Source organism: Streptomyces uncialis (assembly GCF_001905345.1).
GTDB classification, from domain to species: Bacteria; Actinomycetota; Actinomycetes; order Streptomycetales; family Streptomycetaceae; genus Streptomyces; species Streptomyces uncialis.
In genome coordinates this window covers 971,809-984,694 of the sequence record NZ_LFBV01000001.1, presented here as the reverse complement: position 1 = coordinate 984,694, position 12,886 = coordinate 971,809, and the positions used below count along the sequence as shown (strand labels likewise).

Annotated in this window: 8 protein-coding genes; 4 read left to right on the top strand and 4 right to left on the bottom strand. The window is 71.3% G+C overall.

Features of this window, described 5'->3' with window-relative positions:
* Positions 1-86 precede the first annotated feature (86 nt).
* Positions 87-614, top strand: a complete 528-nt coding sequence (locus AB852_RS04275) for a glutathione peroxidase (protein ID WP_073783660.1) — start codon at positions 87-89, stop codon at positions 612-614.
* Between the two features lie 145 nt (positions 615-759).
* On the opposite strand, the gene AB852_RS04270 is transcribed toward AB852_RS04275, so the two are convergent.
* Together AB852_RS04270 and AB852_RS04265 are read right to left on the bottom strand one after the other, a co-directional pair.
* Positions 760-2,544, bottom strand: a complete 1,785-nt coding sequence (locus AB852_RS04270; protein WP_245876602.1) for an MFS transporter — start codon at positions 2,542-2,544, stop codon at positions 760-762.
* Positions 2,545-3,184: 640 nt separating this feature from the next.
* Entirely contained in the window at positions 3,185-5,284 is a 2,100-nt protein-coding gene (locus AB852_RS04265) for a D-alanyl-D-alanine carboxypeptidase (protein WP_342748459.1), read from the bottom strand.
* Positions 5,285-6,262: 978 nt separating this feature from the next.
* On the opposite strand from AB852_RS04265, the gene AB852_RS04260 reads away from it, so the two are divergent.
* From AB852_RS04260 to AB852_RS04250, 3 genes are all read left to right on the top strand, one after another.
* On the top strand, positions 6,263-7,003 hold the full coding sequence (locus AB852_RS04260) for a GOLPH3/VPS74 family protein (RefSeq protein ID WP_073783656.1): 741 nt from the start codon (positions 6,263-6,265) through the stop codon (positions 7,001-7,003).
* A gap of 716 nt (positions 7,004-7,719) precedes the next feature.
* Positions 7,720-8,577 carry a helix-turn-helix domain-containing protein gene (locus AB852_RS04255; RefSeq protein WP_073783654.1) on the top strand — a complete coding sequence of 286 codons (858 nt, stop codon included), beginning with the start codon at positions 7,720-7,722 and terminating at the stop codon, positions 8,575-8,577.
* A 564-nt stretch (positions 8,578-9,141) separates the two neighbouring features.
* Positions 9,142-9,351 carry a DUF397 domain-containing protein gene (locus tag AB852_RS04250; RefSeq protein WP_073783652.1) on the top strand — a complete coding sequence of 70 codons (210 nt, stop codon included), beginning with the start codon at positions 9,142-9,144 and terminating at the stop codon, positions 9,349-9,351.
* 134 nt (positions 9,352-9,485) lie between these two features.
* Here the strand turns inward: AB852_RS04250 and AB852_RS04245 are convergent, their stop codons facing one another.
* Together AB852_RS04245 and AB852_RS04240 are read right to left on the bottom strand one after the other, a co-directional pair.
* Positions 9,486-10,601 (bottom strand): ADP-ribosylglycohydrolase family protein, encoded by a 1,116-nt coding sequence (locus AB852_RS04245; protein WP_073783650.1) that lies wholly within the window; start codon positions 10,599-10,601, stop codon positions 9,486-9,488.
* A 91-nt stretch (positions 10,602-10,692) separates the two neighbouring features.
* On the bottom strand, positions 10,693-12,861 hold the full coding sequence (locus tag AB852_RS04240) for a bifunctional serine/threonine-protein kinase/ABC transporter substrate-binding protein (RefSeq protein WP_073783648.1): 2,169 nt from the start codon (positions 12,859-12,861) through the stop codon (positions 10,693-10,695).
* Positions 12,862-12,886 lie beyond the last annotated feature (25 nt).

Below are 12,886 nucleotides of genomic sequence, written 5' to 3'. Positions count from 1 at the left end.
ACAACGCCTGGTCGCGGTTGGCCGCAGGTGGCCGCGAGTGGCCGCTGGGTTCTCGTTCACGGGGGCGGGCCGACTAGCATCCAGACATGCCCGACACCTCATCGCACGCCATCGACCCGGCGGACGCCCGCGCCCTCGACACGGACATCCGCGCGCTGAACGGCGAACCCGCCGGACTCGACGCGCTCCAGGGTTCCGTCGTCCTCATCGTCAATGTCGCCTCCCGCTGCGGGCTGACGCCGCAGTACACCGGCCTTGAGCAGCTCCACGAGCGGTACGCGGGCCAGGGCTTCAGCGTCCTGGGCGTTCCGTGCAACCAGTTCATGGGGCAGGAGCCCGGAAGCGCGGACGAGATCGCGGAGTTCTGCTCCGCCACGTACGGCGTGACGTTCCCCCTGACCGAGAAGATCGAGGTCAACGGGGACAGCAGGCACGAGCTGTACCAGCGGCTCGTCGGTCACCCCGACGCGGAGGGGTACTCCGGTGACATCCGCTGGAGCTTCGAGAAGTTCCTGATCGGCCGTGACGGCCAGGTCGTCGCCCGGTTCGCCCCTGCGGTGGAGCCCGGGGCGGCGGAGCTCGTCGACGCCGTCGAGAAGGCGCTCACGGCCTGAGGCCACGAAGCTGAGGCCACAAAGAGGACACTGCGGAAACGGGTGGTGCAGGGCGCGGCGAAAGAGGCCACGCCCTGTCCGCTGTCCGCTGTCCGCTGTCCGCTGTCCGCTGTCCGCTGTCCAGGATGACAGCGTGTCTGGTGGGTCAGCGGAGCTCGTCGGGGCAGGTGGTGCCCCGGGGGATCTGGTAGCGGGCCACGAGGTGGTACGTCCCCGCGCGCGGGGCGAGGAGCTCCGTCCAGCGGTCACCGTCGGCGTCCTCCGGGGCCTCCAGCAGACAGCCTTCCGTGTTGAGGAAGGTCTTGGGCGTACCCTCGGCACGCACCTTGGACGACTCCGCCTCCTGTGGCGGCTTCACACTCTCGCCCTGGGCGTCGAGGAGACCGAGCCACGGTGAGTACGGGACCCGGATGAGGACACGTCCGGGCTCCCGCACCTCGATGGTCATGCCGCCCTGTTCGGTGTCCGTGACGGTGGCGTCCGGGGAGGCGATGGGGGTGGGGTCGGTGACCTCGAAGAGCTGCCAGTTCGCGTCGCCCCACACCTGCTTGAGATAGGGCTGGCCGCGCAGCACGAGTTCGCGTTCCCGTTGTCCGCCGTCGCCGTCGGGCTCGTCGTCCGGCAGCACCACGTAGTGGACGGCCCACCGCCGCAGCCACTCGTGGTAGTTCGCGGAGTTCAGGGTGTCGTCGTAGAAGAGCGGGTTGCGTTCCATGTCGGCCTGGCGGTTCCAGCCGCGCGCCAGGTTCACGTAGCGGGCGAGCGCGGACGCCTCCCGGTGGCTGCGCGCCGGGACGACCTCGACCCGACCGCGCTCGGCGTCCACCTGCTGCAACTGGTTGACCAGCGGTGCCAGCTCCCGCGCCCAGGACGCCTTCGGCGTGGTGTTCACGATGTCGTTGACCGTCTTGCCGCCGATCCAGGTGACGAACCCGACCAGCACCACCACGATCACGTACCACTTGCGGCTGCGCGGCACGGTGTACGGCAGCGCGGCGAGCAGCACGGCACCGGCGAACAGCATGGCGAGACGGGTGATGTTGGACCCGACCTGTGAGCTGATCAACCAGCTCAGCAGCACCGCGAGGGTGTAGACGGCGGAGGTGATGCGGACCGTCTTCCACGCCTTCGGCATGAGGAAGTAGACAAGTGCCCCGAACACCATGGGCAGGCTCGCCGACCCGATGGACATCGGCTGGGTGCCGGAGAACGGGAACAGCCACGCCGAGAGCAGGACGACGGCGGTCGGCGCGAGTCCCAGTGCGTAGGCGCCGGGCCTGCGCTTCTGGAGGAACAGCGCAACCGCGACCAGCCCGATGTACAGCCCGGCGACCGGCGAGGAGGCCGTGGCGAGGGCCGCGCACAACGCGGCCACCGCGGCCTTGGCCCACCGCTTCTCGCGCCAGCGGTACGGCCAGCAGAACACCGTCGCGACGGCCGCCAGCCCGAACATCATCCCCAGGCCGAAGGTGACCCGTCCGGACAGGGCGTTGCACAGCAGACCGAAGAGACCCATATAGGCCGGGCCGAGGGGCTTGCGCACCGGCTTGCTGCGCAGCAGGAGCAGGGTCATCAACGTCGCGGACAGGGTGCCCGCGATCATCATCGTCGTCCGCACCCCGAGCACGGACATGAGGTACGGCGACACCACGCTGTACGAGACGGGGTGCATGCCGCCGTACCAGGCGAGGTTGTACGCGGACCCCGGGTTCTGTCCGACGAACTCCGCCCACGCGTCCTGGGCCGCCAGGTCCCCCCCACCGTTCGCGAGTGTGAAGAACCAGACGACATGCAAGGCCGCGGCGACGGCCGTGACCTGGACTACGGGGTGCCGGACGAAGTCCGCCGCCCGCAAGCGGCGGGGCGGGTTGGGGCCGCTCGGCACATCGGGGTCTCCCGCGGCCACCGGAGTGCGTGGGGATGTCCTCATGGAGGAGCTCACCGGGCGCGTACGGGACGGCCCTGGGCTTGCGGGGGTCTCGGTGCCGGAGCGCTTGACCTCATCGGCCGCATCGGCATCCACGGCCGGAGGCGCCGCGTTGGCCGCATTGGCCGGGGTGACCGGGGTGACTTCAATGGCCGGGGTGACCTCATCGGCCGCGATGACCGAGGTGTCCTCAATGGCCGCATTGACCTCCGGCGAGGGCGACGCGGGCTTCTCGTCCCTGGCCGGGGCCCGGTGGTGCTCCCGGGTGGACGGAGCGGCACCTATTCGGCTCGGTGCGGCCGTCGATCGGGGTCGCCTGCCCGGGCGGGAAGCCGGACCGGAAGGCGGGTGCGACACGGTGTCGTGTCCGCTTCTGTCCGCCGTGGCGGAGTTGTTCGGCTCGGCGTCGTCGGCCCGCGTCGGCTCCGTCGTGGCCACTTACGGCTCTCCCCGTGTTCGTCATGGGCCGGGGCTCCTCGGGGCGCGCGCCCCAGGAAACCCAGGTGTCCTGCCCCGATCACGCGACGCTAACACGAGCGGAGGTACGGCCAGGGAGTGCGGGACCCCCGTGGACAGGCGCCCACCGAGGGCTTTCTGCCCGCCACCGGGCCGGTGACGGGCAGAAAAGGGGCGCCGGAACGGATCAGCCCACTCGGGTGAGCTTCGTCCCGAGGCCCGGTTCGCTCTTGGCGTCCTGGAGCGCGACGGGCACCTCGATCGCGCCCCCCTTACCGTCGCCGACGGTGAGGGTGCCGACGCGGGTCCCCGCGGCGGCCTGGTGCGCGAGTTCCCCGCCGTCACCGGTCAGCTCCAGCTTGACCGTGTGTCCGGCGAAGCCGACGGCGGACACGTCCTTGGTCACCACGACCGGGGTCCGGATGCCGAGCCCGTCGTCCACATGTCCGACGACGGCGCCCTTCTTGAGCACCGTGCTGGCCTTGACCGCGTCCTGAGCCGCGATCACGGCCGTCTTGCTCACGGCGTTGACCGTGTCGATGATCGGCGGCTTGTGCTGCCCGAGAACCGCGCCGACGACGATGGCCGTCTCCCCGCCGACCTCCTTGGTGGCGGCGAAGAGGAGATTGCCGCCGGCCTTGGTGGTGCTGCCGGTCTTGATGCCGATGGCGTTGTCATAGGGGACGAGCCGGTTGTAGTTGTGCCATTCCTTGCCGGTCTGGTCGGTCCACACCGGCAGCCTGGTGATGTCCGTGAGGGCCTTCATGCGGACCAGCGCGTTGCCGAGCTTCACCTGGTCCTCGGCGGAGCTGACGGTGGTCTCCTTCAGCCCGGACGGGTCGGTGTACGTCGTGTTCTTCATGCCCAGGTCCTTGGCGGCCTGGTTCATCTTCTCGACGAACTCCTTCTCCGAGGAGTCCCAGCGGGCCAGCAGCCGGGCGATGTTGTTCGCGGACGGGATCATGATCGCGGCGATCGCGTCCTTCTGCGAGATCTTGTCGCCCTCCTTGAGGGTGTTCAGCGTCGACTCGCCCTCGGCGTCGAGCCCGCCCTCCTGCTCGGCCTTGGCGTCGACAGGGATCGACGCCCCGTCCGCGCCGGGCTTGAGCGGGTGCTCCTTGAGGATCACGTACGCGGTCATGGCCTTGGCGACCGAGCCGATCGGTACGGGCTTCTGCTCACCGAACTCGTCCATCGTCCCGACGCCGTTGACGTCCATCCACCCCTGGCCCTCCTCGGGCCACGGCAGCGCGATGTCCTCCCCCTGGAAGGCGTACGTCGACTTGGCGGTGAGTACCAGCGACGGCTCCGGAAGCGGTCGCAGGAACTGTGCGACCGCGAACACGATCACGAGCAGGAGAACCAGCGGGGTCCAGATCTTGACCCGCCGCGCGGCCGTCCGCAGCGGGGTCTCCCGGGGCGGTGGCGTGTTGGTCAGCTCGGCGAGGAGGTCCAGCGGGGGCCTCGGGGGAAGCGGCTGCTGGGTGGTGCGCTCCGGGGACGCCGTGGGGAGCGCCGAGGTCTCGGCGGGCCCGGCGGTGCGCGCGCCCGGGACGGGGGCGGCGGCCGCATCGGCCGCCCACGAGGGCTTCGGGGCGGGGCGGCGGGGTGTGGAGGGCTCGTCGAGCGGCTTGAGGGCGACGAACTTGCTGGTCCGCTCCTGCTCCCGTTCGACGGGCGCGGAAGCCGGTGTCCTAGATGTGGCCGCATCGGTCGGGGCGCCGGAAGCGCGACCGGAGCCCACGCCCCCGCCCGCAGGTGAGTCGGTGCCTGCGCCCGGGGCCGGGTTCCGTGTGTCGCGGTCGCCGAGCTTGAGCGTGGTCGTGGGCTGATCGACGTGGGGCGGCAGTGCGCGGAAGACCGCCGTGGCCTGGTCGGGGGCCGGGCGCTCGCCGTCCGGGTCCGCGGATTCGTCGCGGTCCTCGGCTTCATCGCGGTCCTCGCGGGGCGCCTTGTCCGTCGTCGCGTCGGCTGTCGCGTCCGCAGGTTCGTCGCGGGGCCCGCCGAGGGGTTCGTCACCGGGCTCGTCACCGGGCTCGCGCTGCGAGTCTTCCGTGCGGCCGGCCGCATCGTCCGAGATGGCCTCCGCGGTCACGGAGCCCGTGTCCGCTTCGGGGCCGGTCACGGCGTCCGCTTCCGTGGCCGCTTCGTCGGCGCGCGCGTCCGTACCGGACGTGCCAGACGTGCCGTCCGCGTCTACTGCTTCGTCGGCATCAGCGTCGGCGGTCGCGTCCGAGGTGGCCTCGTCGGTCGCGTTCGTGTCCGCGTTGACCGCTTCGGTGGCCACAGGGATCTGATCCGTGACCGCATCGCCGGAGCGGGTGTCCTCATGGGGCGCGCGCGTGTCCTCATGGGCAGCGCCCCCGGCCCCCGCAGCCACAGCACCGCCGCCACCAGCGCCAGCAGCCCCCGTATCCGCTTCCGACGCCCCCATGTCCGCTTCGGTCCGGTCGGCGTCCGGAGCGGAAGCGGAACGGGTGCCGGAACCGCTGTCCGTGTCCGGGGAGGCGTCCTCGGTGGACCCGTCGGGGCGGTCGTCCTCGTCGGGCGCACCGCCAAGGCCCTCAGTGCCGCCTGTGGGCTCCTGTACGCCGCCACGCCGGGCACCACTCGAAGCGGAACCTCCAGCGGCCTCCACGGCGCCCGTGGGGTCGCTCTCGGCGCCCTCCCCGGCTCGCGCCCCGGTTCCGCCGACGGAACCGTCCGACCCACCGCCGTCCCGTACGCCCCCGCCGGCCGCCGCGGCACCCGAATCCGGGGCCGCCGTACCCGACTCCGTCCCGGAGACCTCGTGCGAGGTTCGGAACACCGCCGTCGCGTGGTCGGGCCGTGCGTCGCCGGCCGGGGCGGCCCCCGCGCGGGCCATCGTCAAACGTGGATCGCCGCCGGGTGCCGGATCACCGGCGGACGCCGGAACCGGTTCGGACGCCGACGCCGTCATAGGTGTCGATGAAGCCCCCGGGCCTCCCGACACACTCCGCTGCTCCGACCTGTCGGGGGACTCGCCCGCCACCGATGCCTCCTACGCCATGCTGTCAACCGCTCAGCCGAAACCGGCCGCGCTTGCCCAGTCATTGGACCGCACGGCTCGCCCCAGCCCCGAATTCGGGGAACCCGGCCGCCCCCAGTGTGCTGGTTTCGGACCCGCCCCTTGCGGTAGACGAGAACGACATACCTATCGGTTCCACTACAAAGCGGCCACGCACTCTCGACAGACCAATGTGAGAGGGGTCACCCTGTCATTCATCCACGCGGGGAGGCATGGATGGGCAGGAGCCGCAGAACACTTCCGGAGGAGCTTCTGTTGCTCGCTCTGGACCCGACCACGGGTACCACAGCGCAGCCGCAGTCGCTCGATCTCGGTCTGGCCGGTGCACAGCTAGTGGAGCTGGCGCTGGCCGGGCGAATAGCCCCGGACGGGGATCGTATCGCCGTGGTCGTGCCACGGCCGACCGGAGATCCGACATTGGACTCCGCACTGGAACTGCTCCGCAGGCGCGGGGCACCGGTGCGGGCCGTCCACTGGATAGGCGGGCCCCGACTGGGGTTGCGCCAGACCTATCTCTCGCATCTGGAGCGGTGCGGCATGGTGCATGCCGTGGCGGGCCAGATGTGCGGAGTGCTGCCGACGACTCGCTACCAGGCGACGGACACGGCGATCAGCCGGGAGATCAGATCCCGGCTGGACAGCGCGATCCGGACCGGCGTACCGCCGGATCCCCGGACCGCGGCGCTCGCCGCACTGGCCCACGCGGTCGGACTCGGCAAGCATCTGTACCCGGGGAACGAAGGACGTTCCTCGCGGTCCCGGCTACGGGACCTGATTCGGCACGACCCGATGGGCGGACTCGTGGCGCACGCCGTGATGGACGTCCAGAACGGGGCAGCGGCCGGGCCACGGCGTGGTCCCGCGCAGCCCGCCCCACGGCAGGTCGGACGGCCGGAGCCCGGCGGAATGCCGCTACAGGCCCGGCACAGCCCGATGGCTCGGGTCGCCGCCCACTGACGTTCCGGTGGGTGCCACCAGTGGCGTGCCACGTGTCCCTGCCGGGAACACGTGCGGACGCCCTGTGGCGTGCGCTCGTTGCTTGCGCGGTGCGGGACGGACCAGGGTCCCGCACCGTTCCGGACGGGTCGGTACGCGGGGTTCTCCGCGCCCCCGGACAGGGTGCGCGGGGCCCGTGACCGGTCCCTGCCATGTGCGCGCCGGCCCCTTCGTCGTAGGCGTCCGAGCGGAACAGATACCTGTCCGCATCGATCTGTCACGTGTCCGCGCACATATGGCGCATGTCCGCATTGACAGGTCGGATGTCCGCGTGGCCGCGACATGTCCGCATCACCCGAGGCCTGTCCGCAAACCCTGAGGCCTGTCCGCTATGCCCGGGACGTGTCCGCGATACCCGGGGGCGCGCGCCGAGCCCCCCGCGCCCCTCACGGCAGCCGTGCACCCACCCTGCTTGGACAGCGGCGACGGCAGCCTGACCCTCGCGCTGCCCACCGCACGGCGCGTACCCCAGGACCCCCGCCAGCGGCGCGTGACGCCGCGCTAACGGCCCATGACAGTACGCGACTTACGGCGCCCCGGGAGCCGTCCACCCGGATATCCGCTGTTTGCCAGCGGCGGTGAGCCGCATGGTGGCAGTCTGCTGAACAGCAGATACGGCTAGTCGTCCGCGATCACGAGCCGGTGTTGGCGGGCCCGGACCCGGAGGTACACGTCCCGTGGCGTCCCATGTCAATCCCACCGTCAGGCGGCGGCGCCTGGGCCAGGAGTTGCGTCGGCTCCGTGAACTGCAGGGCATGACCGCGGAGGAGGTCGCCGAGCGGCTGCTGGTCTCGCAGTCGAAGATCAGTCGCCTGGAGAACGGCCGCCGCAGCATCAGCCAGCGCGACGTACGTGACCTGTGCGGGGTGTACGAGGTCGAGGACGTCCGGATCGTCGAGTCGCTGATGCAGATGGCGAAGGACTCACGTCAGCAGGGCTGGTGGCACTCCTTCGGCGACATCCCGTACAGCGTGTACATCGGTCTGGAGACGGACGCCGCGTCGCTGCGCGTGTACGACCCCCAGGTGGTGCCGGGCCTGCTCCAGACCCGTCCGTACGCCGAGTCGCTGATCGTGGGCGCGCTGCCGGAGACCGCGCCGGCCGACATCGACAAGCGCGTCCAGGTGCGGCTGCGCCGCCAGGAGCGGATCACGGCGCCGCAGAACCCGTTGCGGCTGTGGACCGTCCTGGACGAGGCTGTACTGCGGCGCGTGGTCGGCGGCAAGGAACTGATGCGGGAACAGCTGGAGTATCTGGTGGAGCAGTCGCGGCTGCCGCATGTGACGGTGCAGGTGATCCCGTTCGACATGGGCGCGCATCCGGGACTCAACGGCCAGTACGCCATTCTGGAGTTCCCCGACGCCGCGGATTCCAGCGTCGTCTATATCGAGGGCGTCACCAGTGATCTCTATCTGGAGAAGGCGAACGACGTCCAGCGGTACAGCGTGATGTATGAGCATCTGCGCGCGCAGGCGCTGAATGTCGAACAGTCGAGGCAGTTCATCTCACAGATCGCGAAGGAGTACGCGCGGTGAGCCGGGGCGGGTTGTCCCGATAGCGAAAGGCGGCAATGCCGAACGGCGGTCCCGTACAACGACCGAGCCGGACCACGGCATATTCGGGTCGGGGTCCATTCAGGTCGGGCCTGCCCGGGTCGCGTCGGGTCAATCGGTCGGAGCGGGCCGATTGAGGTCGGGCCTGCCCGGGTCGGGAACTGCCGGACGGTAGCCGCCGACCACCGTCACCGTACGGCTGGAAGCGCACCCTGCCCCCACACGCCACCGTTCGATCTTCACGCTCGGTTCCGCAGGATCGGCGGGCTGTCACCGCGGAGCCGTACCGAATTGGATGCTCTTCCAAAAGGTCGGCACAATACACCTTCAACAACAGGAAATGGAAGACCTGATGGGGGCACACCACCCTGTCGAGTGAATGGCCCGTTCGCCCAGGAGGCTTGACGAGTAGCGTCGATCGCGCCATCACGGAGCACCACGTCACGCAAGCGGTGACGGTTCCGGGAGGGCGACGACCGCCACGGCCATGACTGCCGGACGCGGTGGTCACATGACCGACTGGCAACTGGCAAAACCGGAGCGAACATGGCAATCCAGCAGGGCGCTACGAATTCTTGGGTCAAGTCCTCCTATTCGACGGGCAACGGCGCGTGCGTCGAGGTCAGGTCCCCGATCGCGCACACCGTCGATATCCGCGACTCCAAGGTCACGGAAGGCCCGACGATCGCGTTCACCCCTCAGTCCTGGACCTCTTTCCTGAACGATGTGCACCGGGGCTCCGCCGAACTCGGCTGACCCGGCGAACGCGGTCGTCCCTCACGTACCGCGAGCTTCATCAAGAGCCCTCTCGACTGGCCCGCCGTCCTGGCCGAGAGGGCTCGCCGCTGTCCGGGAGAACCCTCCCCGTACAGGGCCGGCGCGACGGTCGGTCAGGGTCGGGGGTAGCGGGTGAGCCAGGCGGGGGACGAGGTGGTGGGGGTGTGCAGGGCCGGGCCCTGTGTCATCTCCATCGCGAAGTCGTCGGCGAGGGCCAGGATCGTGGGACGGCCCTCCAGCTCCGCGACCCACGCCGGAGGCAACGCCGTCTCCCCGTGCAGCGCACCGAGCAGACCTCCGGTCATCGCGCCGGTACCCGCGGAGTCCGCGCCGTGGTTGACCGCGAGACGCAGCCCGTGCCGGATGTCCTCACCGACCGACGCGCAGTACACCGCGACGGTCAGCGCGCCGACCGCGTCCCCGTCGCCGACGAGGTCCTCGACGCGGTCGGCGGACGGCAGCCCCTGCCGTACCGCGGCGAGTGCCCGCTGGAGGCCTTCCCCGACGGGTTCGTGACCCGGCCGGGACTCGATGAGGGACAGGGCCCGCCGCACGGCCGTGTCCAGGCTCTCGCCGCGCGCGAGGCCGTGCACGATCACCGCGTACGCCCCGGCCGTGAGATAGCCGCTGGGGTGGCCGTGGGTCTGTGCCGCGCACTCCACCGCGAGTTGCGCGACGAGTTGTGGTTCCCAGCCGACGAGCAGCCCGAACGGCGCGGACCGTACGGTCGCCTCGCAGCCGCGCGCGGTGGGGTTCTTCGGTGCGTCGAGAGTGCCCATCACCTCGTCCCCGAGGCCCATCAGCAGCGCCCGCGCGGGGTCGCGGCGGGCGTAGAGCCACTCCTCCTGGGCGAGCCAGCCGTTGTCCTTGCGCCGCTCGTCCGGCCCCCAGTCGCGCTGGGTCGCCGCCCATCGGAGATACGCGCGGTGCAGGTCGGTCGGCGGATGCCAGGCGCCCGTGTCCCGGCGGACCTGGGCGCGTATGAGCCCGTCGACGGTGAAGAGGGTCAACTGTGTACCGGCGGTCACCGCGCCGCGCCGCCCGTACGCGGCGACGGGTTCGGTGACGCCGTCGTCCCCGTACGCGTCCCTGACACCGTCCAGGTCGAGCACCGCTACGGGCGCGCCCAGCGAGTCCCCGACGGCGAGTCCGAGGAGCGTTCCCCGGACCCGGCTGCGGAAGTCCTGCTGTTCGGCGCGACCCCATACGGTGGTGGCCCCTGCGCTCACCGGCCTCCCCCTTCACTGCCCTCCCCGAGCGGCTGGCTGCGCAGCACTGTAATGGACACGGTAAGCGGCACCGGGCGCGTGTACAGGCTCCTCACAGCACCCCCTTGTCCACCTCCTGGTACGGCCCCAGGTAGCGGGCGCGCCCCTTCTCCGCGCGCCAGAGGTACATGCCCTTGGTGTGGTCGAAGGCACCGTCGCCCTTGCGGAAGGTGTACGCCCGCGCGATGCCCTGGTAGGTGCCCTTGCGCAGGGCACGGTGCGCGGCGACCCGGTCGGGGGTGTCGATGCGGGACAGGGCGTGGGCCACGAGGCCCAGCGCGTCGTACGCCTCCGTGGCGCCCATCGGTACGGGGCCCTGGCCGTAGACCGCGCGGTACGCCGCTACGAATGAGGACGCCTTGCGGACACGCTCCGGGTCCACGAACGAGGAAGCGACGACCCAGCCCTCCCCCGCGGCACCCGCAGCGGTCAGGAACTCGGCGCCGAAGGCCGGTTGGGTGAGCACCCTGCCTCCGGTGAAGCCCGCCGCGCGGACCGCCTTGGCGCACCTTGCCGCGCGGTCGGGGGACGTGCCGCAGTAGACCAGGCCCTCGGCGCCGGCGGCGAGGGCGCCGGCGACGGCCGTCCCGAAGTCCTCGCTGTCCGCTTCGACGGTGTGCACGGAGACACTGCCCCGGGACGGCGGAGCGTCGTTGAGGATCTTGACCAGGTTCCAACTGGTGGTCTCGTCTGCACGGTCGTCGATCAGCGCCGTCCGTTCGGACGGCCGCACATGGGTGAGCCAGTGGACGATCGGTGTCGCGAGCATCGCGGCCGGGGCGCGTAGTTGGAAGATCGGTGCGTCCACGATGGCGTTCAGGACGGTGTCGGCCGCCCATACCGTCACCATCGGGAGCACCGACTTCTTGTACACCTTGACCGCCGCCGTCGCGGTGGTGTCGCTGGTGGGCCCCAGCACCGCGTAGACCTCGGGGTCGTCGACGAACTGTCGCGCGACCCGAGCCGCGCGGGCGGCGCCGCCCCCGTCGTCACGGACGCGGAGCTTGAGGGTGACGGTGCGGTCCGCGCGCGCGTTGTGCGCGGCCACGGCCAGCCGCGCGCCGCGTTCCTGGGCCCGGCCGAACGCCCTGTCCGGGCCGCTCATGTCGCCGTGGAGGCCGATGTGGACCGTCGGTACGGCGCTCCCGCGGGTCCCGGAGGTGGTCTTCGTGCCGTCGCCGCTGAACCACTGGTACGCCGCCGTGCCGCCGCCCGCCGCGAGCACACCCGCCGCCGCGCCCAGTGTCAGCAACCGGCGTCGGCCCGGACCGGGCCCCGGCCCCGGTGCGGGGGCTGGGGCGGTGACCGTACGCTCCGGTTCCGGAAGGTCGAGTATCCGCGCGGAGCGTTCCGCGATCAGGGCCGGTAGGCCGGGCGGCAACCACGCGTCGTCCCCGGGCGCGCCGGGTGTGTCCGCTACATGTCCCAATTCGGCGGCCAGTTGCGCGGCGGTCGGGCGCAGTGCCGGGTCCTTCGCCAGACAGCGCTCCAGCAGGGCCCGCCACTCGCCGTCCACCCCCGCGAGGTCCGGCGGTTCCTGCACGGTGCGGACCATCACCGCGAGCGGCGCACCCGTACCGAACGGTCGGCGGCCCGTGGTCGTGTACGCGAGGACGCAGCCCAACGAGAACACATCGCTGGCCGGGCCGACCTCGCCCGCACCCATCCTGGCCTGTTCGGGCGCCAGATAGCCGGGGGTGCCGATGACCGCGTCGGTCGCGGTGAGCGCGGTCGCGCCCAGGGAGCGGGCGATGCCGAAGTCGATCAGACGGGGCCCGTCCAACGCGAGGAGGACGTTGCCCGGTTTGACGTCACGGTGGACCAGGCCCGCCGCGTGGACCTCGGTGAGCGCCTTCGCCAGGCGCGCCCCGAGTCCCCGCGCACTGGCGTACGGGAACGTGCCCCGTTCCGCGACGGCCTCCGCCAGGGACGGACCGGGGACGAACGCCGTGGCGAGCCAAGGCTCCCGCGCGTCCGGGTCGGCGGCGGTCACGGGCACGACGAAGCGGCCCCGCAGTCGCCGCGCGCTCTCCGCCTCCCGGCGGAACCTGGCCCGGAATCCGGGGTCGGCGGCGTACTCGGCGCGGATCACCTTCAGGGCGACCAGCCCGCCGCCCTCCGAGCGGGCCAGGTACACCACGCCCATCCCGCCCGCGCCGAGCCGGGCCAGCAGCCGGTAGCCACCGATGGCCTCGGGGTCCGCCCCCTTCAGCGCCCGCATCGTTCAGTCCCTTTCCCTTCTCCGC

What these genes read in the sequence shown, in the direction of transcription:
- AB852_RS04260 (WP_073783656.1), top strand. Translation starts at nt 6,263, where the DNA reads ATGGGCAGGAGCCGCAGAACACTTCCGGAGGAGCTTCTGTTGCTCGCT.
- AB852_RS04270 (WP_245876602.1), bottom strand. Translation starts at nt 2,544, where the DNA reads ATGAGGACATCCCCACGCACTCCGGTGGCCGCGGGAGACCCCGATGTG.
- AB852_RS04250 (WP_073783652.1), top strand. Translation starts at nt 9,142, where the DNA reads ATGGCAATCCAGCAGGGCGCTACGAATTCTTGGGTCAAGTCCTCCTAT.
- AB852_RS04240 (WP_073783648.1), bottom strand. Translation starts at nt 12,861, where the DNA reads ATGCGGGCGCTGAAGGGGGCGGACCCCGAGGCCATCGGTGGCTACCGG.
- AB852_RS04275 (WP_073783660.1), top strand. Translation starts at nt 87, where the DNA reads ATGCCCGACACCTCATCGCACGCCATCGACCCGGCGGACGCCCGCGCC.